Annotated in this window: 28 protein-coding genes and 1 pseudogene; 18 read left to right on the forward strand and 11 right to left on the reverse strand. The window is 66.0% G+C overall.

Annotated features, from left to right (window positions below; all coding sequences use genetic code 11):
* Nucleotides 1-55: 55 nt before the first annotated feature.
* Nucleotides 56-1,303 carry a serine hydroxymethyltransferase gene (gene glyA / locus LAQ73_RS13505; RefSeq protein ID WP_224268791.1) on the forward strand — a complete coding sequence of 416 codons (1,248 nt, stop codon included), beginning with the start codon at nt 56-58 and terminating at the stop codon, nt 1,301-1,303.
* A gap of 391 nt (nt 1,304-1,694) precedes the next feature.
* On the opposite strand, the gene LAQ73_RS13510 is transcribed toward glyA, so the two are convergent.
* The gene (locus LAQ73_RS13510; protein WP_224268792.1) at nt 1,695-2,120 is read right to left on the reverse strand and encodes a universal stress protein; all 426 of its coding nucleotides are present in this window, start codon (nt 2,118-2,120) and stop codon (nt 1,695-1,697) included.
* A 189-nt stretch (nt 2,121-2,309) separates the two neighbouring features.
* On the opposite strand from LAQ73_RS13510, the gene folD reads away from it, so the two are divergent.
* Nucleotides 2,310-3,203, forward strand: a complete 894-nt coding sequence (folD, locus tag LAQ73_RS13515) for a bifunctional methylenetetrahydrofolate dehydrogenase/methenyltetrahydrofolate cyclohydrolase FolD (protein ID WP_224268793.1) — start codon at nt 2,310-2,312, stop codon at nt 3,201-3,203.
* Between the two features lie 66 nt (nt 3,204-3,269).
* Here folD and LAQ73_RS13520 read toward each other — a convergent pair whose 3' ends face one another.
* The gene (locus LAQ73_RS13520) at nt 3,270-3,980 is read right to left on the reverse strand and encodes a DUF7117 family protein (RefSeq protein ID WP_224268794.1); all 711 of its coding nucleotides are present in this window, start codon (nt 3,978-3,980) and stop codon (nt 3,270-3,272) included.
* A gap of 197 nt (nt 3,981-4,177) precedes the next feature.
* Between LAQ73_RS13520 and LAQ73_RS13525 the strand changes: the two genes are divergently transcribed.
* Entirely contained in the window at nt 4,178-4,459 is a 282-nt protein-coding gene (locus LAQ73_RS13525; protein ID WP_224268795.1) for a PadR family transcriptional regulator, read from the forward strand.
* A gap of 191 nt (nt 4,460-4,650) precedes the next feature.
* Nucleotides 4,651-4,797 (forward strand): hypothetical protein, encoded by a 147-nt coding sequence (locus LAQ73_RS13530; RefSeq protein WP_224268796.1) that lies wholly within the window; start codon nt 4,651-4,653, stop codon nt 4,795-4,797.
* A 216-nt stretch (nt 4,798-5,013) separates the two neighbouring features.
* Here LAQ73_RS13530 and LAQ73_RS13535 read toward each other — a convergent pair whose 3' ends face one another.
* The gene (locus LAQ73_RS13535; RefSeq protein WP_224268797.1) at nt 5,014-5,304 is read right to left on the reverse strand and encodes an amphi-Trp domain-containing protein; all 291 of its coding nucleotides are present in this window, start codon (nt 5,302-5,304) and stop codon (nt 5,014-5,016) included.
* Nucleotides 5,305-5,587: 283 nt separating this feature from the next.
* Here LAQ73_RS13535 and LAQ73_RS13540 point away from each other — a divergent pair, with 283 nt between their 5' ends.
* A complete protein-coding gene (locus tag LAQ73_RS13540; RefSeq protein WP_224268798.1) occupies nt 5,588-5,899 on the forward strand; it encodes a PadR family transcriptional regulator in 312 nt (103 codons plus the stop codon).
* Between the two features lie 14 nt (nt 5,900-5,913).
* Here LAQ73_RS13540 and LAQ73_RS13545 read toward each other — a convergent pair whose 3' ends face one another.
* The gene (locus tag LAQ73_RS13545) at nt 5,914-7,344 is read right to left on the reverse strand and encodes an AI-2E family transporter (RefSeq protein ID WP_224268799.1); all 1,431 of its coding nucleotides are present in this window, start codon (nt 7,342-7,344) and stop codon (nt 5,914-5,916) included.
* Between the two features lie 78 nt (nt 7,345-7,422).
* Here LAQ73_RS13545 and LAQ73_RS13550 point away from each other — a divergent pair, with 78 nt between their 5' ends.
* Nucleotides 7,423-8,721, forward strand: coding sequence for an MgtC/SapB family protein (locus LAQ73_RS13550; protein WP_224268800.1), 1,299 nt, complete (start codon nt 7,423-7,425; stop codon nt 8,719-8,721).
* Between the two features lie 84 nt (nt 8,722-8,805).
* A complete protein-coding gene (locus LAQ73_RS13555) occupies nt 8,806-10,149 on the forward strand; it encodes a class-III pyridoxal-phosphate-dependent aminotransferase (protein WP_224268801.1) in 1,344 nt (447 codons plus the stop codon).
* Between the two features lie 14 nt (nt 10,150-10,163).
* Here the strand turns inward: LAQ73_RS13555 and LAQ73_RS13560 are convergent, their stop codons facing one another.
* Nucleotides 10,164-10,370: a hypothetical protein gene (locus LAQ73_RS13560; protein ID WP_224268802.1), complete on the reverse strand. Its 207-nt coding sequence runs from the start codon at nt 10,368-10,370 to the stop codon at nt 10,164-10,166.
* A gap of 37 nt (nt 10,371-10,407) precedes the next feature.
* Between LAQ73_RS13560 and LAQ73_RS17765 the strand changes: the two are divergent.
* Nucleotides 10,408-11,181, forward strand: a pseudogene (locus LAQ73_RS17765) (heavy metal translocating P-type ATPase); the annotation flags it as partial.
* A gap of 424 nt (nt 11,182-11,605) precedes the next feature.
* Here LAQ73_RS17765 and LAQ73_RS13570 read toward each other — a convergent pair.
* Nucleotides 11,606-11,926 carry a ribbon-helix-helix protein gene (locus tag LAQ73_RS13570; RefSeq protein ID WP_224268803.1) on the reverse strand — a complete coding sequence of 107 codons (321 nt, stop codon included), beginning with the start codon at nt 11,924-11,926 and terminating at the stop codon, nt 11,606-11,608.
* 60 nt (nt 11,927-11,986) lie between these two features.
* Nucleotides 11,987-12,244 carry a hypothetical protein gene (locus LAQ73_RS13575; protein ID WP_224268804.1) on the reverse strand — a complete coding sequence of 86 codons (258 nt, stop codon included), beginning with the start codon at nt 12,242-12,244 and terminating at the stop codon, nt 11,987-11,989.
* Nucleotides 12,245-12,387: 143 nt separating this feature from the next.
* Here LAQ73_RS13575 and LAQ73_RS13580 point away from each other — a divergent pair, with 143 nt between their 5' ends.
* On the forward strand, nt 12,388-13,353 hold the full coding sequence (locus LAQ73_RS13580; protein WP_224268805.1) for an HhH-GPD family protein: 966 nt from the start codon (nt 12,388-12,390) through the stop codon (nt 13,351-13,353).
* Between the two features lie 36 nt (nt 13,354-13,389).
* Here LAQ73_RS13580 and LAQ73_RS13585 read toward each other — a convergent pair whose 3' ends face one another.
* Nucleotides 13,390-13,731: a DsrE family protein gene (locus tag LAQ73_RS13585; RefSeq protein WP_224268806.1), complete on the reverse strand. Its 342-nt coding sequence runs from the start codon at nt 13,729-13,731 to the stop codon at nt 13,390-13,392.
* Nucleotides 13,732-13,815: 84 nt separating this feature from the next.
* Between LAQ73_RS13585 and LAQ73_RS13590 the strand changes: the two genes are divergently transcribed.
* Entirely contained in the window at nt 13,816-14,403 is a 588-nt protein-coding gene (locus LAQ73_RS13590; RefSeq protein WP_224268807.1) for an NADPH-dependent FMN reductase, read from the forward strand.
* A gap of 13 nt (nt 14,404-14,416) precedes the next feature.
* Here the strand turns inward: LAQ73_RS13590 and LAQ73_RS13595 are convergent, their stop codons facing one another.
* Nucleotides 14,417-15,562 carry a glycoside hydrolase 5 family protein gene (locus tag LAQ73_RS13595; RefSeq protein ID WP_224268808.1) on the reverse strand — a complete coding sequence of 382 codons (1,146 nt, stop codon included), beginning with the start codon at nt 15,560-15,562 and terminating at the stop codon, nt 14,417-14,419.
* A 106-nt stretch (nt 15,563-15,668) separates the two neighbouring features.
* Between LAQ73_RS13595 and LAQ73_RS13600 the strand changes: the two genes are divergently transcribed.
* Nucleotides 15,669-16,256 (forward strand): thymidine kinase, encoded by a 588-nt coding sequence (locus LAQ73_RS13600; protein ID WP_224268809.1) that lies wholly within the window; start codon nt 15,669-15,671, stop codon nt 16,254-16,256.
* A gap of 7 nt (nt 16,257-16,263) precedes the next feature.
* Nucleotides 16,264-16,896, forward strand: a complete 633-nt coding sequence (locus LAQ73_RS13605; RefSeq protein ID WP_224268810.1) for a YIP1 family protein — start codon at nt 16,264-16,266, stop codon at nt 16,894-16,896.
* On the opposite strand, the gene LAQ73_RS17640 is transcribed toward LAQ73_RS13605, so the two are convergent.
* Nucleotides 16,889-17,023: a hypothetical protein gene (locus LAQ73_RS17640; RefSeq protein WP_255634850.1), complete on the reverse strand. Its 135-nt coding sequence runs from the start codon at nt 17,021-17,023 to the stop codon at nt 16,889-16,891. The genes LAQ73_RS13605 and LAQ73_RS17640 overlap by 8 nt on opposite strands.
* Before the next feature lie 90 nt (nt 17,024-17,113).
* Between LAQ73_RS17640 and LAQ73_RS13610 the strand changes: the two genes are divergently transcribed.
* Nucleotides 17,114-19,228: a DHH family phosphoesterase gene (locus LAQ73_RS13610; protein ID WP_224268811.1), complete on the forward strand. Its 2,115-nt coding sequence runs from the start codon at nt 17,114-17,116 to the stop codon at nt 19,226-19,228.
* A gap of 110 nt (nt 19,229-19,338) precedes the next feature.
* Here LAQ73_RS13610 and LAQ73_RS13615 read toward each other — a convergent pair whose 3' ends face one another.
* Nucleotides 19,339-19,596 (reverse strand): hypothetical protein, encoded by a 258-nt coding sequence (locus LAQ73_RS13615; protein ID WP_224268812.1) that lies wholly within the window; start codon nt 19,594-19,596, stop codon nt 19,339-19,341.
* Nucleotides 19,597-19,669: 73 nt separating this feature from the next.
* Here LAQ73_RS13615 and LAQ73_RS13620 point away from each other — a divergent pair, with 73 nt between their 5' ends.
* The 5 genes from LAQ73_RS13620 (at nt 19,670) to LAQ73_RS13640 (ending at nt 26,502) form a co-directional block, all read left to right on the forward strand.
* Nucleotides 19,670-21,379, forward strand: coding sequence for a tRNA uridine(34) 5-carboxymethylaminomethyl modification radical SAM/GNAT enzyme Elp3 (locus LAQ73_RS13620; protein WP_224268813.1), 1,710 nt, complete (start codon nt 19,670-19,672; stop codon nt 21,377-21,379).
* 257 nt (nt 21,380-21,636) lie between these two features.
* Nucleotides 21,637-22,458 (forward strand): DUF4397 domain-containing protein, encoded by an 822-nt coding sequence (locus tag LAQ73_RS13625; RefSeq protein WP_224268814.1) that lies wholly within the window; start codon nt 21,637-21,639, stop codon nt 22,456-22,458.
* Between the two features lie 60 nt (nt 22,459-22,518).
* The gene (gene rqcH / locus LAQ73_RS13630; RefSeq protein ID WP_224268815.1) at nt 22,519-24,645 is read left to right on the forward strand and encodes a ribosome rescue protein RqcH; all 2,127 of its coding nucleotides are present in this window, start codon (nt 22,519-22,521) and stop codon (nt 24,643-24,645) included.
* A gap of 158 nt (nt 24,646-24,803) precedes the next feature.
* Complete coding sequence (locus LAQ73_RS13635) at nt 24,804-25,499, forward strand: DUF4013 domain-containing protein (protein WP_224270769.1); 696 nt, start codon at nt 24,804-24,806, stop codon at nt 25,497-25,499.
* 82 nt (nt 25,500-25,581) lie between these two features.
* Nucleotides 25,582-26,502, forward strand: a complete 921-nt coding sequence (locus tag LAQ73_RS13640) for a DUF4013 domain-containing protein (RefSeq protein ID WP_224268816.1) — start codon at nt 25,582-25,584, stop codon at nt 26,500-26,502.
* Nucleotides 26,503-26,784: the final 282 nt, after the last annotated feature.

Below are 26,784 nucleotides of genomic sequence, written 5' to 3' on the forward strand. Positions count from 1 at the left end.
GGAAAGATGTGGGGAGAGGGACACACTTAATGCGATTTCAGCCGCCACGACAGACATGGACTACGAGCACGTACGCGAAGTCGATCCGGCGGTCTCGGACGCCCTCTCCGGCGAAGTGACCCGCCAGCAGGAGACGCTGGCGATGATCGCGAGCGAGAACCACGTCAGCCGCGCCGTGTTGCAAGCGCAGGGCAGCGCGCTGACCAACAAGTACGCCGAAGGCTATCCGGGCTCTCGCTACTACGCCGGCTGCGAGTACGCCGACGAGGTCGAACGCCTCGCCATCGACCGGGCGAAGCAGCTGTGGGGCGCAGAGCACGTCAACGTCCAACCACACTCGGGGACGCAGGCGAACATGGGCGTCTACCTCGCCATGCTCGAACCGGGCGACAAGATTCTCTCCTTGGAACTGAACCACGGCGGTCACCTGAGCCACGGCCACCCCGCGAACTTCACGGGCAAGCTCTACGACGTCGAACAGTACCACGTCGACGCCGAGACGGGCTACATCGACTACGACGCGCTCGAAACGCAGGCCCGCGAGTTCGAACCGGACATCATCGTCTCCGGCTACTCTGCGTACCCGCGCGCGGTGGAGTGGGAGCGCATCCAGGACGTCGCCGACGACGTCGGCGCGTACCACCTCGCGGACATCGCCCACATCACCGGCCTCGTCGCGGCGGACGTCCACCCCTCGCCGGTCGGTATCGCCGACTTCGTCACGGGGTCGACGCACAAGACCATCCGCGCGGGTCGCGGCGGCATCATCATGACGAGCGAGGAACACGCGAAAGCCATCGACTCGGCCGTCTTCCCCGGCGCGCAGGGCGGCCCGCTCATGCACAACATCGCGGGCAAGGCCGTCGGCTTCCACGAGGCGATGCAACCCGAGTTCGAGGAGTACGCAGAGCGCGTCGTTGCCAACGCGAAGACGCTCGCGGAGACGTTCGAAGAGAACGGTCTCGGCGTCGTCTCCGGCGGCACCGATACCCACCTCGTACTCGTCGACCTCCGCGAGTCGCACCCGGACCTCACCGGCGGCGAGGCCGAGGAGGCGCTCGAATCGGTCGGCGTCGTCCTCAACGCCAACACGGTCCCCGGCGAGACGCGCTCGGCGTTCAACCCGAGCGGCATTCGCGCGGGCACGCCCGGACTCACGACTCGCGGCTTCGACGAGGAGGCGACCGCCGAGGTCGGTGACCTCATCTACCGCGTCGTCGACAACCACGACGACGAGGCGGTCCTCGAAGAGGTGAGCGCGAGCGTCCAGGACCTCTGTGAGGCGCACCCGCTGTACGAGTAAACGCGCCGCCGTCGAGAGCACGCACGACGGCTATCGCTTCGACGTGACGCTGTGCCACGACGTTCGCGGGAGCGGAGCTCTCGTGAGCCAACCAGAACGCAGAGCGTTCTGGTGGCGAGGACGGCTACGCGGACTGGTGGCAGGTCGAGACTCTCGACGGCGAGTAACTCGGGAGGCATAATTGTTACTTCGCGCGTACGAAACGCAGGAGTTCACCCGCTCGGAGACTGTGTCGGTGCCCGCGGAGACCACCTGCGTCGTCGTCGGAGCCGCGACCAGATACACGGCTACCGCGGACGGGTAATGCTCGTGAGCGTCGAAACGGGGGTGACGCGAGCGGTCGAACGGGGGTTTCGAGAAACAGTCGCTCGCCGGAGAGAGCTGTTCGTAGCTACGCTTCGACGCGGACGGTGAACACCGGAACGGGCGAACTACGGACGATTTTCTCGGTCGTGCTCCCGAGGAGGTAGCGACCCAGACCGCTGCGCCCGTGTGTCGCCATCACGACCAGATCGACGGCGTTGTCCTCGACGTACGAGAGGATCTCCTCGTCGGGATGGCCTTGGGCGACGACTTCCTCGACGTCGATGCCGTGGGCGACGTCGCTCTCTGCGATGGCCGACACCGCGTCCCGGCCCTCCGCTTCGAGCGCGTCGACCACCTCGGTGCCGACGGTGGTGAGACTGTCGCGCTGGGTGTCGGCGACGTAGAGCACGTGGACCGTCGCGCCGTACTGCCGCGCGAGGTCGAAGGCGTGTTTCGCCGCCTGCTGTGCCCCAGTACTGCCGTCCGTCGGGAGCAGAATCGTGTCGTACATCGCCTCGAACTACGGCCACGACGGTGATAAAACGCGACACCGCCATCCGAACGAGTCTCACGGCGTGCGACCCATCGGTTCGAGTAGTCACCTCGTGAATCACCACGTTTGTGCATATATTTCACGCGATACGAACGACAGTATACACGAATCCGAGCATTGAAGGCAGAGGCGGCCACCAGTTCACTCATGACCGAGATAATCGACGGTACCGCCGTCGCCGCCGAGATTCGCGCGGACCTCCAAGACGCCATCTCGACGCTGACGGACGCGGGCGTCACGCCCGGTCTGGCAACCGTGTTGATGAGCGACGACCCCGCCAGCGAGACGTACGTCTCGATGAAACAGCGCGACTGCGAAGAGGTCGGCATCGACGGCATCCACGTCGAACTCGACCCCGAGGCCCCGGCCGAGGAGCTGTACGACACCATCGACGACCTGAACGCCGACCCCGAGGTCCACGGTATCCTCGTGCAGATGCCCGTCCCGGACCACGTCGACACGCGTCGCGTTCTCCGCTCTATCGCGCCCGAGAAGGACGCCGACGGCTTCCACCCCGAGAACGTCGGCCGCCTCGTCGCCGGCGACGCCCGATTCAAACCCTGCACGCCTCACGGCATCCAGAAGCTCCTCGAGTCGACGGGCGTCGACACCGAAGGGAAGGACGTCGTCGTCGTCGGCCGCTCCGACATCGTCGGCAAACCGCTGGCGAACCTCCTGATTCAGAAGGCCGAGGGCGGTAACGCGACGGTCACCGTCTGTCACTCCCGCACGAAGGACCTCGCGGCGAAGACCGAACAGGCGGACGTCGTCGTCGCCGCCGTCGGCGTCCCCGAACTCGTTACCGGCGAGATGCTCTCGAAGGGCGTCACCGTCATCGACGTGGGCGTCAACCGAGTCGAGGCGGACACCGAGAAGGGGTACGAACTCGTCGGTGACGTGGAGTTCGAGAGCGCGAAAGAGAAAGCCAGCGCCATCACGCCCGTCCCCGGCGGCGTCGGACCGATGACCCGCGCGATGCTCCTGTACAACACCGTCAAAGCCGCCAGCGAGCAGTCCGGCGTCGACGTCGACCTGCCCTGAGCGACTGTCGCCCGGTACCGCCGGTAGTGACGGACACGAGGTGTCAGCCGGGCCGACGGGGTCGGCCTACCCCAACCGAGAGAGCCTGTTTTGCGCCGTCGCCAGCGAGTCCAGGTCGTCGGTGGCGAGATACGCGCCGAGTTCCTGTGTCGCGCGAACCAGCGCCTCCGAGTCGGTCATCGGAACGTCGCCGTCGAGCGCGTGGACGCGCTTCTCGTGGTCGCGTATCGCGCCGAGCGTCGACTGCGCCTCCGCGTCGGGGTGGTCTTCGAGCCACGTCACCGCCTCGCGGCGGTACTTCGAAACGACCGTCGCGTACGCGAGCCCGCGGGCGGCCGCCATCGACCGGGGGACGTCCTCCGGTGCGGGCCGGTCACCCGCCTCCACGCCGTTGACGAGCCGCAGGACGTAGAGGTACTCGTCGTCGGTCGTCTCCCGCGAGCGGTCGTACACGTCGACGGCGTGCAACAGCTCCGCCGCGACGAGAATCTCGTCGTCCAGCGGACCGAGTTCGCCTTCGCGGACGAACCCGCGTTTCCTGATGTACTCTCGGAGTCGCGGTTTCAGGTCGTCGACGACGTCTCGCACCTCGCCGTCGGCGAGCGTCGCCTTCAGGTCGGTCAACTCCAGCGGGTCGGCCGAGTCGGTGTGCTGCTTCCGTTCGTCGACGCCGACGCTTCTGATGCTGCCGCAGTCGGGGCAACTGACGCTGCCCGTCTCGTAATACGACCAGCGAGTTCCGCACTCCGCACACTCGCGTCGTCCCCGAATCTCCATAGGCGGTGCTTCGCCCGCGCGAGGGAAAACAGCACTGGCTGCGGTCCCGTTCCACGAATCGAGGCGTGTCTGAGACGGCCCGGAGACGGCCCCGGCGGCGAGCCAGAGTGACGAAAACGTATTTCGAAAGCTGACGTTCACTCTTCAGTAAGCCTCCGAGGAACTATACTGTGCGGTGTTGAAGTTTATTCGCGATGATGAACGACCTCAGTGGTTTCCAACGGGACTTGCTGTACGTGATGGCGGGACTGGACAAACCGTCCGGGCAACAGATAAAGGGCGAACTGGAGTCGTACCTCGACTCGGAGGTCAACCACGGTCGCCTCTACCCGAACCTGGACGTGCTCGTCGAGAAGGAGTACGTCGAGAAGGGAGCGATCGATCGCCGGACGAACTACTACGACATCACCGAATCGGGCAAAGAACTGCTCAGACAACGTCGCGAATGGGAAGACCAGTACTTCACCGCGAGGGCCTGACCCCCGAGACCTCGCCGCGAGGCCGACTCGCTGTCGGGGCCGACAGCGGCACGCACGAAACAGACTGAGGTGACGTTCACGCTGTCAGCACTGACGGTGACGCGGTAACAGCCGACGACTCGTCCGCCGACGCCACGTCGTCGCTCTCGGCGGGAGGGGTTCTTTGGTGTTCGTCGGTCTACGTCCGAACGATGCGCGACGAAGCCGAGATCCGAGAACAGTACGAGTTCCTCAAGACGCAACTGGAAGACGAGGAGATGCGTCACGAGCGGGTCAAACAGATGTTCACCTACTACAAGCGGGCGCTCGGCTGGGTGCTCGAAGAGGAGCACATCTAAGCGAAAACGAAGGTCTCGCGCGTCGTCGGTAAGTTTAAGTAAAAACGTGCGATATGTACTTGTGACGCTTCGCTTGGAGGGCCGAAGCGTCAGCGGGGACCAATTCAGGGCGGCAAGCACCCACGCGGTATTTCGCGTGGCTTGCTTTCCTTTTACTACACTACGTCACGAGCGGCGCGTCCGTCTGCCGCGAAAACCCGCGTCCGGCGAGCGGCGTCACTCGATGCTGAGTTCGCCGTCGTCGCTCGCCTCGCCGTCGCTTCCTTCGTCCCACTCCAACTCGAACTCGACGCTGAGTTCGGCGGAGCCGCCCGACGACGACGTCTCCCGCTCGGCTTTCACCTCGAACGTCGGCTGTGCGGGGACGTCGAGCGTCACCGACTGGTCGCTCGCCGAGAGCGTGATCGAGTCGCCCGAGTCGAGTTTGTCCGCGACGGTCCGAAGGTAGCTGGCGATGTCGGCGCGTCGCTGACGGTGTTCCGTTTTGAAAAGTACTTCTTCCGGCATAGGATACTGTACGTCGGCCCGATGCATAAGCCCAGTGCCCCCGCTGAGACGCTTTGAGTCGGAAACGCGAGTCTTCGCATCCGGGACGAATCGGCGTCGAAATCCATGGTCGACTTCCGGACATATTCGCCGGGTGACCGACACACGGGCGACAACAATTCATCTCAGTTATCTGTGCAGGGATGGGGGAGACCGAATACAGAACCGCTGCGAGACGGTATCGTGAAGAGGTAGTCGATATGCTTATTTCAATCCGACAGAAATACCGGATTAGACGTTACCAATGTACGACTTGACAGGATTCCAACGAGACTTACTGTACGTGATTGCAGGATTAGAGGAACCGCACGGTCTCGCCATCAAAGAGGAGTTGGAGGATTACTACGAGAAGGAGATTCACCACGGTCGGTTGTATCCGAACCTCGACACGCTCGTCGAGAAAGGACTGGTGGACAAAGGCCAGCGTGACCGACGCACGAACTACTACACGCTCACTCGACGTGGGCGACGCGAGATAAACGCCCGTTCGAACTGGGAGTCCCGCTACGTCGAATCCGAGGGCGAACCCGAGTCCGGAGTCGAAGTCGAGAACTGAGCTCGCCGACTACGTCACGACTGTTTCTCGTCGTCAGCCGTCTCGGCAGTGGTATCGCTCTCTCCGGCCGATTCGTCCGCGGACGTTTCCGAGTCGGGCGTCTCGTCGGTCACCGACCCGCCCGCGTCGTCTTCGCCTCTCTCATCTCCGGCTCCGACGTTTTCGCCACTTCCAGCGCCCGCGTCGTCTCCGTCGGGCGTACCGACGTGGTCCGGCTGAGCTCTCCCGGGTGAGTCCGACGGCACCGCCTCACCGCCGTTGGCCGTCTGCGCCGTCGGTGGCTCGGACGGGTCGCCGGGAAACCAACCCGGGTCGACGGCGTACGGCTGAATCGGCTCGCCGGAGACGAGCTCCGGGAGGATGATTCGCGCGAAGTGGACGACGAGCACCAGGAGTACCGGCATGAGGAAGATGCCGTACCACCCGAACAGCAGCGGCCCGAGCGTGTACGCGAGCATCACCGCGCCGACGTGGAGCGAACGCCCCGAGACGTACGGCCGGAGCACGAGGTCCGGGATGGTGTCGACGACGACGAACGAGATGACGGCGAAAGCGGCGACGAACCAGAGGCCGGCGGGGTTCGACGGCGGCACCACCGCGGCGAGCGCCATGTAGATGGCGACGGGGAAGTACACCAGTTTCATCCCGACGACGGGGATGAGGCTGGCGACGCCGGCCAACAGTCCGACGAGCGCCGCCGCGGGGATAGCGAGACCCGGCGGCGCGAACGCGTTCAACGCCGAGTAGGTGATGACGCCGATGGTACCGGTGACGGCGGCGTTGAGGATGTTGCCGAAGAAGATGCTGTTGAGGTCGTCGTCGACGGCGCGGAGGTAGGCGACGGCGACGCTGTTCTCGTCGGCGATGCGCCACTGGAACCACTCGGCGAGTTTCTGGTCGTCGCGCAGCAGGTAGAACGCCAGCGCGACCATGACGAACAGGTGGATGAGACCGATACCGACGAAGGCGACGGTCACCGCCGCGGAACCGAGCGACGCGAACACCGACTGGATGTTCTCGGCGGTGAGATACTGGAGGAGATCCCCCGACAGCAGCGCCTGGACGTCGGTCAGGTTCGTGAGCTGTTCGACGACTGTGGGGTCGAGTCCGAACTGCTCGGGGTCGAACCCGTTGCCCGTCACCGAGCCGAGCTGACGGACGACGATGAGGAGCGCGTACCCGACGAGCGCCAGCGCCGGCAACACCAGCGCGAACATGGCGACGGCGGCCGCGAGACTCGACGGGTGAATCTGCTTGTCGAGTCGGCGGAAGATGGGTCGCGTCGCGTAGTAGATGAACAGACCGAACACGACGGTCCCGATGAAGGAGTACACGACGTAACAGAGGGCGATAGCCAGGAGGACCGCGAGGAACCACCAGCCGAATCGGGAGCGGGCGATACCCAGAACCGTCTTCGGGGCATCGACGTCCTTCTCAGTCGACATACCAAGAGGCTGTGTGGAGATGGCAAAAACGTGTCGCGCCCGGAGAGTTAACACGGACGGTCGCGTAGCAGACGGGACATGCTCTCTCTATCGGTTCTGCAGTCGGGAGGTCCGTTGCCGGCCTCGCTCGACGAGACGGTCGCTCGTCTCGTCCTGGCCGCCGCGCTGGGGCTGTTTCTGGGCCTAGAGCGCGAGTGGTCGGACAAATCCGCCGGTATCCGGACGTTCTCGCTGACGAGTCTCGTCGCCGCGGTGTTCACGATTCTCGCCCGCGAGGAGAACCTCGGCGAGGCGTTGCTGGCCGTCGGCGGCGTGTTGGTCATCGTCCAGGGAATACTGCTCGCCGCACAGAGCCTCCGCGACGGTGCGGACGACGGCCTGTCGCTCACCACGTCGGTCTCGCTTCTCGTCGCCTACGGTGTCGGCGCGCTCGTCGCGTCTGGCTACGTGCTCGCGGGCGTCACCGTCGCCGTCGTCTCGTCGCTTCTCCTCGTGCTCAAGCGCGAACTACACGGCTTCGCGGGCGCGCTCTCGCGCGAAGAGCTCCGGTCGTCGACGGAGTTCGCCATCCTCGCGTTCGTCGTCTACCCGCTGTTGCCGCCGGGTGAGATCAACGTCTACGGTGTCCCGCTCGAGCCGCGCGTCGCGTGGTTGATGGTGGTCACCGTCGCGGGCATCGGTATCGTCAACTACGCCGTCGTCAGAAGCTACGGCAGCCGCGGCATCGCCGTCACCGGCTTTTTCGGCGGTCTCGCCTCCTCGACGGCCGTCGTCGGGACGATGCTAGACCACGTCAACCAGCGACCGGAGGCGTCGACGTACGGCGTCGCCGGGGTGTTGCTCGCCAACGCCGCGATGGCCGTTCGCAACCTCGCTATCGTCCTCCTGTTCACGCTCAACTCCTCGGGTCCGGTGTTGACGACCGCCGTCGTTCCCCTCGGCGTCATCGTCCTCGGGAGCGTCGCCATCGCCGCCGTCGTCGCAGATTGGAAGGCGAACGTGGAGATGGACCTCGAAAGTCCGTTCTCGTTGCAGAACGCGCTCTCGTTCGGGTTCGTCTTCCTGCTCATCCTCGCCACGGGTGCGCTCGCACAGGCCGAGTTCGGGTCGACGGGGCTTTTCATCAGCGCGTTCGCCTCGGGGCTCGTCTCCTCTGCGGGTGCGACAACGTCGGCCGTCCTCCTCTACCGAAGCGGAACCATCGGCGGGCCCGACGCCGTCGTCGCCGTGTTGTTGGCGACGGCGTCCAGCATCGTCGTCAAGGCGGCGCTGTCGGCGGCGGGGCCGAAGCCGTTCGCCCGACGGGTCGCGCTCTGGAGCGTCGTCGTCCTCGTCGTCTCCGGTCTCACCACGGCGGTCGTCGCGGTGTTCGGGTGAATCGACTGTCGAACGGAACCCGGATGCAAATCTTTCCTGAATCGTAACGAACCTCTTAACAGATCTGTCTCCGTACCGCGGGTCATGGACCGCGAGACGGCAACTCCGAGCGTCGAAGCGATGCCCGGGCGACGCGCCCGGCAGTGGGCCGAGCGACACCGCGAACGCGCCGCGCCGAGTACGTACGTCTACGACTTCGTCTGGGACACCTCCGCCCCCGCGGAGGGACCGTTCTGCACCGACGTCGACGGTAACGTCCTCTTGGACTTCACGAGTCACGTCGCCGCCGCGCCGCTGGGCTACAACAACCCCAAGATCATGGAGCCGATAGCGGAGTTCGACCTCGTCGACCCGTTGAAGATCGCCGGGCAGGACTTCTACGTCTCCAGCGGTCACGACTACGACGACGACCCGCTTCCGGGTCCGGCGGGGCTGATGGAGCGCCTCGTCGACGCCACCGACCACTACGGGATGGACACGGTGTTCCTCTCGAACTCCGGCGCGGAAGCCGTCGAGAACGCCATCAAGATCAGCTACGACCACGCCGATGGCGGCAAGTACGGTATCACCTTCGACGGCGCGTTCCACGGACGAACGCTCGGCGCGCTCTCGTTGAACCGCTCGAAGGAAGTGTATCGAAGAAAGTTCCCCGAGATTTCGGGTATCCACGACATGCCGTACTGCGACGACCGGACCTGTTCGCCCGACACCTGCTCCTGCGGCTTCTTCGTCGACGACACCTCCCGACTCCGCGAGAAACTCCACCCCGAGCGCGGCCACATCAACCCTGAAGAGCTCTCCTACATCGTTCTCGAACCGATTCAGGGCGAGGGCGGCTACCGCATTCCGAGCGACGCGTTCATGCGGGAGCTCGCGGACCTCGTCGACGAGTACGATATCACGCTCATCGCCGACGAGATTCAGTCGGGCGTCGGCCGGACCGGGAAGATGTGGGGCTCCGACCACTTCCCCATCGAACCCGACGTCATCACCGCCGCGAAGTCGCTGCGCGTCGGCGCGACCATCTCGAAGAAAGAGATCTTCCCCGCGGAGAAGAGCCGGCTCTCCTCGACGTGGGGCGCGGGCGACATCGTCGCCTCGCTGCAGGGCGCGCTCACGCTCGACGCCATCGAGGAGTACGACCTGATGGACAACGCCGTCACGCGCGGCGAACAGTTCCTCGAAACGATGGTCGACGCTGACCTGCCGGGCGTCGAGGACCTCCGCGGCAAAGGCCTGATGCTCGCCGTCGAGTTCGAGACGAAAGAACACCGCGACGCGGTGCAGGAGGCGGCGCTGAAGCGCGGCCTGCTCACGCTCTCGTGCGGCTACAAGGTGCTGCGCATCCTCCCGCCGCTGGACGTGACCGAGCGCGAAATCTCGCTCGGCTGCGACCTGCTCGGTGAGGCTATCGAAGCGACGGCCTGAGCGGGCAGACCTTTTTATTCGGAGATGGGGCCAGCACACACCGTGACCTGAGAACCGGCGCAGGAGCGGTCGAGGCGGGTGTACGGAGCGCCGCCCTGCGAGTCGAAGTCGAACTCCGTCTGTGAGCCACCCGTCCCGTCGTTCGCTCGGGTTCCGATATCGCATCCGAACCGACACTGGACAGTGACGAGAACACTCGGGATGTAGCACACAATTGCCATCTGTCTCCCTCGCGTACGTCCTCCGACAGGAACACCCATGGACGACAAGCACAACTCGGGGAACGAAGACCACGCCAACCGCGGAAACGGAGACCGGGGACGCGAGAACGAAGCATCGGACGCGGACGACGGACCGCGCGAGTCCCGCATCGAACAGTCGTTGCTCGAAGACGAGGCCGACGCCGAGGAAGCCGAGGAGACCGTCGGGCGTCGATCCGGGGGAGACGGTCACGACGGTCACGGCGGTCACGGAGAAGACGGCGGTCACGGCGGTCATGGAGAAGACGGCGGTCACGGCGGTCACGGAGAAGACGGCGGTCACGGCGGTCATGGAGAAGACGGCGGTCACGGCGGTCACGGAGACCACGGGGGGATGCACGCCGGCCACGAACAGCTGTTCCGCCGGCGCTTCTTCGTCTCGACGGTGCTGTCGATTCCAGTGTTACTCTACAGCGAGATGCTCCAGCAGTGGCTCGGCTTCTCGGTGCCGGCGTTCCCCGGTAGCGAGTGGATAAATCCGGCTTTTGCGATACTCGTCTTCGGGTACGGCGGCGTCCCGTTCCTCCGAATGGCGGTCCCAGAACTGCGCGACCGGTCCCCGGGGATGATGACGCTCATCTCGATGGCCATCTCCGTCGCGTTCGTCTACAGCCTCGCGAGCGTCGTCTTCCCGACGACCACGGCATTCTTCTGGGAGCTCGTGACGCTGATCGACATCATGCTGCTCGGCCACTGGGTAGAGATGCGCAGCGTTCGCCGCGCGTCGAGCGCGCTCGACGAACTCGCCAAACTGATTCCGGACACCGCCGAGGCGAACGAATCTTTATGAACGAGAACGCGGCCAACCTCGCTCTGTGACCTGAGAACCGACGCAGGAGCGGTCGAGGCGGGTGTACGGAGCGCCGCCCTGCGAACCGGAGAGAAAGCGGGTACTCCGTCTGTTAGCTATCAACCGTAGCCACGAGAGCGACGCAACCGACCGGCGCGCGACGGAGCGCCCCTGCGTGGGCGCGACAGATGCGCGAGGTCTTCGGGAGCGAAGCGACCGAAGGCTCGGAGCGGCATAGCCGCTCCGGTGGGCGACTGAGCGAGCGCCGTAGCGCGAGCGAAGGAGTCGGCTGGGGAGGCTGAGGCTCAGCGCGTGTCGCGCCGCCGTGCGCGACTCGCGCCCGTGGGCCTGGTCGGACATGAAAAGGGCGAGACGACCCGCACACCGGCGGGTCGTCGAGGGCTTTCTACATCTGATACCGACGCACGTCGTCGCGCTCGGGGTACTGGCTCGCGCCCGTCATCTCGTCGTACGTCATCCCGGCGAGATACTCGTCGTAGCTGGTGTCGTACGCCTGCCGGAGGTGGAAATCGAGGTCGCCGCTGGCGACGGTCGACTGAAACAGCGCGTGCACCGCGCGGCGGAGCAGTTCGCCCTCGTCGCCGTCAAACACCGCAGCGAGCATCGCTAACTCGTGTTTCGTCTCTCGGTCGAGGTCGAGCGAGATCGAGTCGCCGTACTCGCCGTACTGGGCATCTACGTCGTCGCGGAGGTCGTCGAGGCTCACAGACACAGGTGGCGCGGCGACCGATTACCGCTTTCGGCTTCGTCTCGGCGGCGACCCGGTTCAGGCGATGCCCGCACCGCAGTCCCGACAGACGGTGCGGCCGGTGACGTTGTGCGTTCCGCAGTCGGGACAGTCGGTGTAACCGTGTGGTCGCCGCGTCGGTAGCCGGTCGCGCTCGCCGAGCGCACCCGAGATGACGAGCGAGACGCCGACGAGTAACACGAGCCACCCGAGCGGGCCGGCAGCGAGAAGCACGAGTGTCGACGCCGGAAGGACGATGACTGCGACGCCGAGTCGGATAGCGGTACGTGAATCCATAGCCGCCGATTCGACTCATGCACTATATACTTTCACCCTGATTCGTGTTGGTGTCAAAGAATCTACTCGAACGACGAACGTTCGCCCGGCGAGCGCGAGGCGGAACCGTCACCGCTTAACGGCCGAACGACCACGAATCGACGATGACCGACGAATCGGCCGACGCCGCCGAGAACGACCGCGGTCGGCTCCCGGCCGCGCCGACGGACCTCGACCCCGTCCGCGACGCCCTCGTCTCGTGGTACGAGACGGACCACCGCGACTACCCGTGGCGGCGGACCGACGACCCGTACGCGATTCTCGTCTCAGAGGTGATGAGCCAGCAGACGCAACTCGACCGCGTCGTCCCGGCGTGGGAGGCGTTTATCGACCGCTGGCCGGCTGCCTCGGAGCTCGCGGCGGCCGACCGCGCCGACGTCGTCGCCTTCTGGTCGAGCCACAGTCTCGGCTACAACAACCGTGCGAAGTATCTCCACGAGGCGGCCAATCAGGTGGAGTCGGAGTACGACGGCGAGTTCCCGCGAACGCCCGGCGAACTTCGGGAACTGATGGGCGTCGGGCCCTACACCGCCAACGCCGTCGCCAGTTTCGCGTTCAACAACGGCGACGCCGTCGTCGACACGAACGTCAAGCGCGTGCTGCACCGCGCGTTCGACGTGCCGGACGACGACGCGGCGTTCGAGGCGGCTGCGACCGAGCTGCTGCCAGAAGGCGAGTCGCGCGTCTGGAACAACGCGATCATGGAACTCGGTGGCGTGGCCTGTACGAAGACCCCGACCTGCGATGAGTCGGGGTGCCCGTGGCGGCGCTGGTGTCACGCCTACGAGACCGGCGACTTCACCGCGCCAGACGTCCCGACCCAGCCGAGTTTCGAGGGGAGTCGGCGGCAGATGCGTGGGCGAGTGATTCGGATTCTCGGTGAGTACGACGAACTCGCGCTCGACGCGCTCGGCCCCCGCGTCCGCGTCGACTACGGCGGCGAGACGGGCCGCGAATGGTTGCGTGGGTTGGTCGACGACCTGGCGAGCGACGGCCTCGTGGAAGTCACTGACAACGGCGATTCGGAGGCGTCAAACGGCGATGAACTCGTCGTTCGTCTCCGGCGCTGAGCCGTCGGTTCGGGACACTCGGAGAGCGTAAGTCGCTCAGGGTACTTTGAGGTACGCGTAGCCGTCGGCCTGTCGACGGGTGAGTTCGCCGACGCCCGACGAGACGCGTTCGACGCCGGCCAGTAGGTCCTCGGTCGAGATATCTCGGGTTTCCATCGCGTTGCCGCAGGCGCAGAAGTCGACGCCACAGTCGGCGAGCGTGGCGATTCGGTCGGGTGCGGCGGAGCTCTCCGTGAGCAGGTAGATGGCGTCGCCGTTGACCACGAGGGCGACGTGGTCGGTGTCGACGCTCTCGTCGTCGAGCAGGTTCTCGACGTTCGCCAGCGCGTGCGCGTGGTCGTTCTCGTCGCCGCTGGAGAGGTGAAAGACGGTTCGCATAGGATGGCGACGACGTCAAGACGGATGAGTCTACGGTCGGTGTTCGTCCGTACCGTTTTGTCGCGTCGAATCCGAGACTCCGTCATGCCGACACACGTCGTCGCAGTCTGCGGGAGCCTCCGCGAGCGAAGCTACACGCGGTTGTCGCTGCAACGCGCCCTCGAAGCCGTCGAAGAAACCGGTGGAACCGGCGAACTGGTCGATCTCCGGGAGTTCGACCTCCCGATGCTGAACGCCGACGAACGCAATGCGGGTGACGTCGAGCGGTTCCGCCGAACGCTCCGCGAAGCGGACGCCATCTTGCTCGGTACGCCCGTCTATCACGGGTCGTACTCGGGCGTACTGAAGAACGCGCTCGACTACTGCCGGTTCGACGAGTTCGAGGGGAAGACGGTGGGGCTGCTCGCCGTCGCCGGCGGCGCGTTCCCGGTGACGGCGCTCGAACACCTCCGGTCGGTCTGCCGCGCGTTCAACGCCTGGGTGCTTCCGCATCAGGTCGCCGTCCCGCGCGCAAGCGGCGCGTTCGGCGAAGGGGAGTTCGTCGACGAACGACTCGATTCGCGCGTCGCCACGCTTGGACGGCGCGTCGTCGAGTACGCGGCCATCGAACCCGACCCACCGACGTTCGAGAGCGACCAGAACGTCGGCGCGGGCGAGCGCTCGGCGGAGTAATCGAGCAGCGCGCTCAGTTCGTCTCGGCGCGGGTGAGGTCCGCCGGCAGCCACGAGGGTTGCTGTCGCCGTTCCTCGAAGTCGCGGGAGTCGTCGCCTGCGAGCGCCCGCGCGTCGGTAGCCGAGTAGACGCTGCCGTCTCGGTGGAAGACGCCGTTGATTCGCCCCTTCTCGCGTTGGTCGGGGAGGTACGCCGGTTTCAGCATGAGCGACCAGAAGAAGTCGCCGTCGACGGGGCCCTCGCGGATGGTCTCGGCGAGCGACGCGTAGTGCGGGAGGAACTTGTTCGGCGGCTCTTCGCGCGTGCGCTGCCACTCCGTGAGCCACACCGGTTTGCCGTGGCCGTCGGCGAACTCGCGGGCTTTCCGCATCCGTTCTTCCATCTTCCGCGCCGTCGGCGGGAGGTTGAGGTGGAACTGGAAGACGTCGAGTTCGGGGTCGTCGTACAGCGCGTTGTATCTGAGACCTTTACAGCCCATCGTCAGCGGCAGGTCGTTGCGGTGGTCGTCGGCGACGCGGAGCATCCGCCGGGCGAACTTCAGCCGTTGGTCCCAGTCACCGGGTTCGTTCATGATTTCGAGCGCGAGCAGCGCGTCGTCGTCGCCGTAACGGTCGACGAACCACTCGACGTACTCGCGCGGACCACCCGGTTGCCGACCGAACCGGTCGTCGGCGTCGCGTCCGTCCTCGGTATGTGCGGTGTCGCGGCCGAGACCGAGCGCCTGCTTCGCCTCCGAGAAGATACCGCCGTCGCCTCCGCCACCGTTTCGACCGCTCCACCGATTCTCGTCGTTGATGACGTCGTGCGACGGCGAACGAACGGCGCACGCGGTGTGCGGGTCGCGGTCACGGCAGCGTTCGCGCGTCGGCTCTTCGCCCGCGCTCTCGAAGAGGATAGGGAGGACGCGAAGCCCCTCCTCCTCGGCGGTCGACACCAGGTTGTCGACGTTTCGCTCCATCGACTGGGGCGCGTCGAACCAGTACTCGTAGCTGAGAAAGAGACGGAGCACGTCGCGGTTCAGTCGCTTGGCGAGGCGAAAGTCGCGCTCGGTCTCGTCGGGGTCGTACTCCTCCCAGAACTGGTAGGCGTTGAAGGCCCGCGCGGGGACGTACACCGCGCCGCGGACGTCCGAGAGCTCTCGGTCCGTAGTGGTCGACATGACGTGAGCAGGTGCCACGCGGAGTCGGTTATCGGTTCGGTGCGAGGCGACGACTGTCCGACGGAGAAGACAATCGTTTTGGTCTCGCTCGAACCGAGGACAGTTCATGCACGCCATCACCCAGAGCGGATGGGTCGAACTCATCACCGGTTCCATGTTCTCCGGAAAGACCGAGGAACTGCTGCGACGCCTCCGCCGCGCCGAGATCGCGGGACAGGAAGTGGCGGTGTTCAAACCGGCTATCGACGACCGCTACGGCGAGACGACCATCGGATCGCACAACGGTCGCCAGTGGGGGGCGACCGTCGTCGACAACGAGGGCGAGGGTGTCTGGCAGATGCTCGACGACCTCAACGGCGAGCAGGTCGTCGCCGTCGACGAGGCGAACTTCTTCTCGGAGGCGTTGGTCGAGGTGTGCGAGGCGCTCGCCGCCGACGGCCGCCGCGTCATCGTCTCTGGCACCGACCAGACGTTCCGCGGCGAGCCGTTCGACCCCGTCCCCCAGTTGATGGCGCTCGCGGAGTACGTCGACAAGCTACAGGCCATCTGCACCGTCTGCGGCGAACCGGCGACGCGGAACCAGCGACTCATCGACGGCGAACCCGCCCACGTCGACGACCCCACCATCATGGTCGGCGCGGAGGAGTCCTACGAGGCGCGCTGTCGGAACTGTCATACCCTCAGGAGCGACTAGTCCAGACGTGACTACGTGGGTGGAGAACCCCCGGAACGGACGCGACCGCGGTCCGCGCGGCCTCGCCCGCGCGTGGGTCGAGGTGCTGATTCGCCCGCGGCGCTTCTTCCGCAACGGCGTCGCCCCCGGCGACCAGGCTCCAGGGCTGGTGTTCGGCGTGCTAGTCGCGCTCTGTTTCGTCGGCGGGATGCTCGCGTTCTCCAGCGGTACCGTGCTGGGTACGGAGCTCGTTCCGCTCGTCGCCGACAGCCGAGCGGCGACGAGCCTCCTCGTGCTTCTGGTCGTCGCGCTGTTCGTCGCGCCCGCGACGCTTCACCTGACGGCGGCGCTGCAGACGGTGCTTCTCGTCCTCACCGTCCGCGACCGCGCGGGCGTCAGCGAGACAGTCCAGACTATCGCGTACGCGACCGCACCCTGCGTGCTCGCCGGCGTCCCGATACCGGAACTCCGGGTCGTCTGCGCGCTCTACGGGGCCGGTCTCCTGGCCATCGGCATCAGCGAGATACACCGCACGTCGCTGCTCCGGGCGGCGCTCGTCTCGGCGATTCCGTCGGTGCTCGTCTTCGGCTACGCGTTTCGTGGACTGGCCCCGCTCGTGGCGCTCGTCGAGGAGCTACTCCGCTCGTGGACGCTCATCTGAGCGTCGAGACGCGACTGCCACAGCCGTCGTGGCCTCGGCGGGACGCCGTGAGAGCGACGAGTGGGCCGAAAAATCGACCGACACCGTCGGGGTCGATGTCGGTCTCGGCGGGACTGAGGTTCGTCATAGTACGGCGATTCGTCGGTGACGTGCCGGGCGCTCGCTCGCGGAGGACTTTCGACAACCGTTTTAGGGCGGGGCCATTTTCTCCGAGCAAATGGGTTCGTGTATCATTTGCGGCACGCCCGTCGAGGGCCGAATTTGCGACAGCCACCAGGAAGACGTGGTGTTCGAGTTCCGCGGTAACGAGGCTTCACAACTGACCCCCGGCCGCTTCTACAGCGGCGCCGTCGACGGGTACGCCGACTTCGGCGTGTTCGTCGACCTCGCGCCGGGCGTCACCGGTCTGCTGCACCGCAGCGAACTGGACCGCCGACTGGAGAGTCTCGACTGGGAGCCGGGCGACACCGTCTTCGTACAGGTGAAGAACGTCCGCGACAACGGCAACATCGACCTCGGCTGGTCGATTCGTCAGTCCGAACGCGACTTCCGCGGCGCGCTCGTCCAGGACGCCGACGGCGACCACGAGGACGACGAGAGCGACGAAAGCGACGACGCGGAGGCCGAAGTCGAGACGCCGACGGTTCGACACGGCAGCGCGTCCCGCGACGAGAGCGACGAGAGCAACGAAAGCAACGAGAGCGGCAAGAGCAACGAAAGCAACGAGAGCGGCAAGAGCAACGAAAGCAACGAGAGTAGACACCAGCGAGACGAAGCCGAGCCCGAGCCGTCTGCTGACCGCGAGCGCGTCGAAATCGGTACGTTAGGCGACCGCGTGGGAGAGGAAGTTCGCATCGAGGGCGAAGTCGTCAGCGCCCAACAGACCGGCGGACCGACCGTCTTCGAGGTCCGCGACGAGACGGGCGTCGTCGACGCCGCCGCGTTCGTCGAGGCGGGCGTCCGCGCCTACCCCGACGTCGACGTCGGGTCGGTCGTTCGCCTCGACGGCGAGATCGAACTCCGTCACAACGAGATTCAGGTCGAGACCGAAGCGCTCGTCTCGCTCGAAGGCGACGACGCGGACACGGTCCAGTCGCGTCTCGACGACGCGCTCCGCGGCCGCGCGCGCCCCGACGAGGTGACGCCGCTGGCCGACCACGACGCCATCGTTTCGGTCGGGACCCAGTTGCAGGACGCTGCCGAGGAAATTCGCCGCGCCGTCTTCGAGTCCCGCCCCATCATCGTCCGCCACACGACCACCGCCGACGGCTACGTCGCCGGCGCGGCCGTCGAACGCGCGGTGCTCCCGCTCATCCGCGAGGAGCACGCCAAATCCGACGCCGAGTACCACTACTTCGACCGCCGGCCGCTCGAAGAAGCCGTCTACGGGATGGACGCCGCGACCAACGACGTGACGCGGATGCTGCAGGACCGCGACCGTCACGGCGAGAAACTCCCGCTCGTGCTCCTCGTCGGCACGGGCGCGACGGTCGAATCCAGCGACGGACTCGACCTGCTCAGCATCTACGGCGCGAAGCGCGTCGTCGCCGACGCCGCCGCCGTCGACGCCGAAATCGAGGAGTCGACCGACGTGCTCGTCTCGCCGGTGCTCGCCGACGCCGACGCGTCGGACCTCTCGACGGGCGCGCTCGTCGCCAACCTCGCGGCCGCCGTCAACGACGACGTGCGCAGCGACCTGCGACACCTCCCCGCGGTCAGCTACTGGGAGGACGCCCCGCAGGCGTACCTCGACGCCGCGAGCGACGCGGGCTACGACGAGACGTACGTCCGCGAACTCCGCGAGGCCATCGCGCTGGAGGCGTACTACCAGTCCTACGAGGACAAGCGCGAACTCATCACCGACCTGCTGTTCGACAACGGCGTCACCCCCGACGGCGACGGCGAGAACGCGGGCAACCTCGCGAGCCACGTCTCCGAGCAGTTCCGCCTGAAACTCGACGCGGAGGTCGAGACGGCGCGGGCGAACCTCGAGTCCCGCGAGGCCGACGGCGTCGACTTTGCGGTGTTGGACACCGACGCGTACACCCACCGCTTCGACTTCCCGCCGACGGCGCTGCTGCTCGACGAACTCCACCGCCGCGAGCGCGAGGGCGACACGTTCGTCACCATCGGCGTCGCCATGGACGAACTCTACCTCCGCAGCACCGCCGATGTGGACCTCCGCGCGGTCGCCGAGGCCGCACGCGAGCACGCCCCCGAAGCCGGTATCACGGCCGTCGGCATCCGCGAGGGCCGCATCGAGTTCCTCTCGGGTCGCCGCGAGCAGGTGAAGGAAGCCGTCGTCGAAGCCGTCGCCGAGCAACTCGCGTAACGCTCGAATCGTCTCTGTCCGCCTCTCATCTCTCCTCGCTACCCGCTCACGAGATTCCACAGCGGTTGCGCCGTCACGCCCGTTCAGGACTCGTGACCGGGACTGACCTGTTACGGTTGCGGCCCGGCGAACCCGCGCACGGTCACCACCTGCACAGCTATCCGAGCGACGACGGCGAATCCCTCGTGGCGGTCGTCGACCCCGACGCCGCTGGCCGCCCCATCCACCTCCGCGCGTGGGTCGACGGCGACGTCGGGAGGCAGATGCGCATCAGGAGCGAACTCGGCCCGGGGGGGCGAGGTGATGGGGAGAGGAAACGTCGTCGCGGTCCGAATCGCCTGAATCGGGGTCGTCCCCGGGAGCGACACCCTTAACCCCGAAAACCGACGACACGAAGGTAATGAATCGACTCGTCGCCCACATGGGGGTCTCACAGCCGCGATGAGTACCGACAGCCCCGACGCGACCGAGGAGGAACCCGAGGCGTTCCGCGAGGCGTGTGCGGAACTCGCACGGCGCATCGTCGACGGCGAGATCGACCGCGACGACCTCGAATCCGAGAAACTCAGCGTCTGCTCGGAGTTCTCCTCGCCGAAGGTACCGAAGAACGTCGAGATTCTGCAGTACGCGCCAGACGAGCACCGAGACGACGTGAAGGAGGTCGTCCGGCGTAAGCCCGTCCGGACGGCGTCGGGTGTCTCGCCCGTCGCCATCATGACCTCGCCGCACATGTGCCCGCACGGGAAGTGTCTGTACTGTCCCGGCGGCCCCGCCTCGGAGTTCTCCTCCTCGCAGAGCTACACGGGTCACGAACCCGCCGCCGCCCGCGGCGTCCAGAACGACTACGACCCGTACGGCCAGGTGACGCTTCGCCTCGAACAGCTCCGGCACATCGGCCACCCCGTCGACAAGGTCGAACTCATCCTGATGGGCGGGACGATGACCGCCCGCAGCCACGACTACCAGGAGTGGTTCGTCAAGCGCGCGCTGGAGGCGATGAACGACTACGACCTGGACAAAGAGCCGGCACCCGCCGAGGACCAGTCGTTCAAGCCCGACCCCGAGGACGTCGAGTTCCGCTACTTGGAGGACGTCATCGCCGAGAACGAGACCGGGCGGATTCGGAACATCGGGACGACGTTCGAGACCAAACCGGACTGGTGCGACCCCGAGCAGATCGACAGAATGCTTGATCTGGGCGCGACCAAGGTGGAGGTCGGCGTCCAGACGACGTACGAGCGCATCAACCGCGAGATGCACCGCGGCCACGGCAACAAAGCCTCCATCGACGCCAACAGGAGGTTGAGAGACGCCGCGTTCAAGGTCGGCTTCCACATGATGCCCGGCCAGCCGGGGATGACCCGCGAGATGTGCGTCGAGGATTTCCGTCAACTGTTCGAGAACCCGCAGTGGCGGCCCGACTACCTCAAAATCTACCCGACGCTCGTCGTCCGCGGGACGCGTATCTACGACCGGTGGCGGCGCGACGACTACGACCCGCTGACGAACGAGGAGGCCGCCGACATCGTCGCCGAGGCGATGGGGATGATTCCGAAGTACACGCGCCTCCAGCGCGTCCAGCGCGACATCCCGGCGGACTTCATCGACGCGGGCGTCTGGAAGTCGAATCTCCGTCAGTTGGCCGAACAGCGCGCCGAGGAGAGGGGAATCGAACTCCACGACATCCGCGCCCGCGAGGTGGGGATGAACGAGGCGAACCCCAACCCGGAGGACGTGGAACTCGGCGTGATGACGTACGAGGCCGGCGGCGGCACGGAGAAGTTCATCAGTTTCGAGGATACGGAGCAGGATCTCCTCGTCGGCTTCTGTCGCCTCCGCTTCCCCTCGTACTCGCACGCCGCTCCCGAGGGCGGCGCGGAACTCTCCGCGCGCGACCCGGTACGCCGCGAACTCGAAGACGCGGCGCTCGTCCGCGAACTCCACGTCTACGGGAGCGAGGCGGGCATCGGCGCGGAAGGCGACTGGCAGCACAAGGGGTACGGGAAGAAGCTCCTGCGAAGGGCCGAGGAGATCGCCACCGACGCCGGGTTCGAGAAGATCTCGGTGATTTCGGGCATCGGCGTGCGGCAGTACTACCGCGAGAAGCTCGGCTACCACCAGGACGGGCCGTACGTGAGCAAGCGGCTGTAATCGGTCTACGTTCTCCCGGAGACGACACACGCTTTCGATTGACCGCGTCCGAGCGGACGCGAGCGACCGAAGCCGAAACGGCCGCCGCGACGTCGGTTGAACCGTACTCTCGCGGGAACATACATCGTGAAAGGTCTGTGCAGCTGTGCAGAAAAACGTTACAAAAGACCAATTCTCCGTTCGCAATTTCCAAAGTTTTTGAAGGAGAGGAGATTTTTGATGACTGGCGTCCAGATTATTCTTGGAGGACATTCGAAATGAGAGACACGTCACGTCGAACGGCGTTAAAACTCCTCGGCGGAGGTGCGCTGGCGCTCGGTGCCGGAACGCAGACCGCCGCGGCCCAACAGCAGACGACCCGCGTCAGAGCGGTCCACGCCGTGCCGGACGCGCCGCCAGTCGACGTCTACGTCGACGGTAATCTGGTACTCGAAGGGCTGGAGTTCCAGCAGGTCAGTTCGTACATCTCGGGGCCGACAGGAAACCATCAGGTTGCCGTCACCCCGACGGGTGCGGGCCGAGATCAGGCGGTAATCGACAGGCAGGTCACTCTCCAGCAGGGGAGCTACTCGTTCGCCGCCGTCGGTGAGTTGACCGACGGGAGCATCCAGCCGCTCGTGACGCGCACGCCGGTGCTCTCCGGACCGCCGCGCCAGAGATTGGCCGTCGTGCAAGCCGTTCACGCCTCGCCCGACGCGCCGCCGGTCGACGTGACCGCCGTCGTCGAGTCCGAGCAGCTCAACCGCCAGCTACAGACGCTTCCGCCCCAACTGGTGATGGGCATCCCGGAGAGCCAACTCCGATTCACCGACGAGGGGCAGGCAGAACTGACCCTCATCGACGGCCTCGGTTTCGGCACCGCCAGCGACCCGCTGCCGGTGCCGGCGACGGAGTACACCCTGCAGATCCGCGCGGCGACACCGAACAACGACGGCGACGTAGTGGCGAGCGTCCCCGTCACACTGGACGGCGGGGTCAGCTACACCGCCTACGCCTCCGGCTACCTCGAACCGCCGCAGGGAGTCGTCGCCGAACTCGGCAACCGTGACTTCGAGCTGTTCTTTGCGACGACCGAGTAGACGCCGAAGCGCGGTCGCGGGAACGACACGCCTTTTTTGCCGCCGCGGGAATCGAACGACATGGACCCAAAGCGGGAGCTTTCGAGCATCGACCTCGCCGCGCTCGTCACCGAGCTGCGCCGATACGAGGGCGCGAAGGTCGACAAGGCCTACCTGTACGGCGACGACCTCCTGCGCCTCAAGATGCGGGATTTCGACCGCGGCCGCGTCGAGCTTCTGGTGGAAGTCGGCGACGTCAAACGCGCACACGTCGCCGCCGCAGAGCACGTTCCCGACGCACCCGGTCGCCCGCCGAACTTCGCAAAGATGCTCCGCAACCGCCTGTCGGGCGCTGACTTCGCGGGCGTCGAGCAGTTCGAGTTCGACCGGATTCTCGTCTTCAAGTTCGAGCGGCCGGACGCCGACACCGAACTCGTCGCCGAACTGTTCGGTCAAGGAAACATCGCCGTTCTGGACGAAAACCGGGAGGTAGTGAGCAGTCTCTCGACGGTTCGACTCAAATCGCGCACCGTCGCGCCGGGCAGTCAGTACGAGTTCCCGAGTTCGCGGCTCAACCCGCTGGACGTGCGTTACGAGGCGTTCGCGCACAAGATGGACGACTCCGACACCGACGTCGTCCGAACGCTGGCGACGCAACTGAACCTCGGCGGACTCTACGCCGAGGAGGTGTGCAGTCGCGCGGGCGTCGAGAAAACACTCGACATCGCCGACGTAGGCGACGAGGAGTACGAGAAGCTCTACGACGCGCTCGGACGAATTCGAGAGCAGCTCGCGCAGGGAGAGTTCGACCCGCGCGTCTACCTCGAAGACGAGGCCGTCGCCGACGTGACGCCGTTCCCGCTCGAAGAGCACGAACGGGAGGGTCTCGACGCCGAGGCGTACGATTCGTTCAACGAGGCGCTCGACGAGTACTTCTACCGTCTCGACCGCAGCGACGACGACGGCGGTTCCGGCGGGAGCGGGGCCGCCGGCGACACCGGCAGACCCGATTTCGAGGAGGAGATCGAGAAGAAACAGCGCATCGTCGAGCAGCAGGAGGGCGCTATCAGCGGTTTCGACGAACAAGCCGAAGAGGAGCGCGAACGCGCCGAGCAGGTGTACGCGCGCTACGACCTCGTAGACGAGATTCTGACGACGATACGCGGCGCGCGAGAGCAGGACGTCCCGTGGGACGAAATCGGCGAGAAGTTCGAGGAAGGCAAGGAACAGGGAATCGAGGCGGCCGAGGCCGTCCGCGGCGTCGACGGTGCGAACGGGACCGTCACCCTCGCGCTCGACGAGACGACGGTGACCCTCGACGTGTCGATGGGCGTCGAGAAGAACGCCGACCAGCTCTACAAGGAGGCAAAGCGCGTCGAGGAGAAAAAGCAGGGCGCGCTCGAAGCCATCGAGGACACCCGCGAGCAGCTGGAGGCGCTCGAAAAACGCCGCGAGGAGTGGGAACGGGGCGACGAGGACGAGGCGGCCGACGACGACGAGGACGGCGAACACGAAGAGATCGATTGGCTCTCGCGGCAGTCGGTGCCGATTCGCCAGCAGGACCACTGGTTCGAGCGGTTCCGCTGGTTCCGCACCAGCGACGACTTCCTCGTCATCGGCGGGCGCAACGCCGACCAGAACGAGGAGCTGGTGAAGAAGTATCTCGGGAAGGGCGACCTGTTCTTCCACACGCAGGCCCGCGGCGGTCCGGTGACGATCCTGAAAGCGACCGGCCCGAGCGAACCCGCCCGCGACGTGGAGATACCCGAACAGAGCAGACGGGAGGCGGCGCAGTTCGCCGTCTCCTACGCCTCCGTCTGGAAGGAGGGACGCTTCGCCGAAGACGCGTACATGGTGAACCACGACCAGGTGTCGAAGACGCCCGAGAGCGGCGAGTACGTCGAGAAGGGGTCGTTCGTGATTCGCGGCGACAGGACGTACTACCGCGACGTGAAAGCCGAAGTCGCCGTCGGCATCGCCTGCGAACCGGAGACGCGCGTCGTCGGCGGGCCGCCCTCGGCCATCGAACCGCAGGCCGAGACGTCGATTCGAGTCCGACCGGGTCGCTACGCACAGAACGATATGGCGCAGATGTGTTACCGGGAACTCCGCAAACGATTCGCCGACCAGTCGTTCGTTAGAAAAGTTGCGAGCGCAGATAAGATACAGGAGTTCCTGCCGCCGGGCGGCAGCGAGATGGTCGAGTAAAAACCGGGGGTAAACCGCCTCAAAGCCCAGATAATCCGATTTTCGGGAAGAAAAGGATATATCCTCGTGAGGAGTATCCAGGGGCTGAGAACTATACGAGGAGCGTCGCGTTCGTGAACGAACGTCGGAGCGACTCGCGGCGGTTCTCGGAAATCATCATGTTTACCGAATCGCTCTCATACGTGCGAAACAGCGACGACTGGGCGAAGAACGTCCTCATCGGCGGGATCCTCAGTCTGCTCGGCTTCCTGATCGTCCCGACGTTCCTCGTCATGGGCTACCTGCTCCGCGTCGTCCGCGGGTCGATGCGCGGCGACGAGAAACCGCCCGCGTTCGACGAGTGGGGTGAGATGGCCGTCGACGGGCTGAAAGGGTTCGCCATCGGGCTCGCGTACGGCCTCGTTCCGATGGTCTTGGCCGTCGTGTTCGCGGTGCTCACCGGCCTGACGACCAACGGCGGAAACGTCGGCGTCGTCAGCGGCCTCTTCGGCCTCGTCGGCGCGCTCCTCGTCTTGGTGACGGGTCTCGCCGTCGTCTACGCGCTGCCCGCCGGACTGGCGAACTACGCCGAGACCGACCGGATGGGTGCCGCGTTCGACGCCGGAATGCTCCGCTCGACGCTCACCTCCGGGACCTACGCGACGGCGTGGCTGATGGCGTTCGCCGTCTTCCTCGTCGCCGGTATCGTCGCGGGCGCACTGAACGTCGTTCCGCTGCTCGGCACCGTCGTCGGCGTGTTCGTCACGTTCTACGCCGCCGTCGCCGGCTACCACATCATCGGCCGCGCGTGGGGTGAGATGCACCCCGTCGAGATGCGCGACGGCGAGATGCCCGACGAACGCGCTGCCATCTGACGGCCGTCGTCAACCCGCTCGTTTTTTCGGAGACCGCGCTCGGAGGTACGGTTATGTGTCGACGGGCCGACTGTGCGAGTAGATGTTCCGCGACGCGCTGAACGCTCCGGCCCGAACCGCCGACGCGGTTCAGACGCTGTTTTTCGGTGGAGTTCTCTCGCTTCTGGCTCTCGCGTTGCCGCTCGGCTGGCTGGTAGCGGTAGCTGCCGTCCCGTTTCTCGTCCTCGCGTTTCCGTTCGTGTTTCTGCCGTCGCTGTTGCTTCGGGGCTACTACGTGCGGACGATGCAAGCGGGACTCGAAGGGCGAGACGCCGCGCCGTCGTTCGTGCGGTGGGGCGGACTGGTCCGGGACGGAATCCGGACGTACGTCGTCGCCTTCGTCTACCTGCTGCCGGTAGTTGTGCTGTGGCTCCTCGTCGCAACGATAGCAGTGGCGGTTCAACTACGCGGTGTCGCCGGAGGTGTCGGCGAAAGTCTCGTCGCGCTCTCGGTGACGCTCGCGACTCTCGTCAGCGGCCTCTACCTGCCGGTTTTCGCGTACGTCTTCCCAGCGGCACTCGTGACCTACGCCGCGACGGAGCGTCTCGCCGCGGCGTTCTCACCGCGGACCGTCGGCCGTGTCCTCGTCGACCGGGAGTACGCGACCGGATGGTTGCTGGCGAGCGGGCTCCTGTTGGTCGTCGTCTTCTTCGGACTGCCGCTGTCGCTGTTTCTCGTCGGTGTCGTCGCCGTCTTCTACCTGCAAACTGTCGCCCACTCGGTGTACGGTCGGTCCGCACGGGCCACGCTGGCGGCCGAACACGACGACGGAAGGACGGAACCCGAGACGGTACGGCGCGAACCCGAGGCGTCGGCGGCGGTCCAGGTCGGACGGAGCGTCGCGTACACCGACGGTCACCCGGGAGCCGACGTCCCGAGTGCCGGTCCCGACGAGACGACATCGGGTCCCCGGGAAAGGAGAGAGGACACCGAGTGGACGGTGACAGACGAGACGAGGAAGTAGAACCGACGGCCCCGCTCCGCGGCGGCGGCGCTCGTCGGTCACGTCAGCGCCGAGAGCGTTCCGGCCGAGTAGACCGAGCGGAGGCGACGCGGTCTGACGCCGGTGGAACGACTGTATGGCGAACTGGCGGTCATCGTCTCGGTCTGCGGGCGGCGACCGCGCTACGGCCTCGACCTCGCTCCGATGGTTGCTCGGAGCGACCCGCAGTCTGGTTTCAACGCACAGACCGGAGTGGTCCCGTCATCCGGGATAAGAGTTCGTCGTCACTGCGGACTCCCGCGG

This window comes from Haloprofundus salinisoli (genome assembly GCF_020097815.1).
GTDB classification, from domain to species: Archaea; Halobacteriota; Halobacteria; order Halobacteriales; family Haloferacaceae; genus Haloprofundus; species Haloprofundus salinisoli.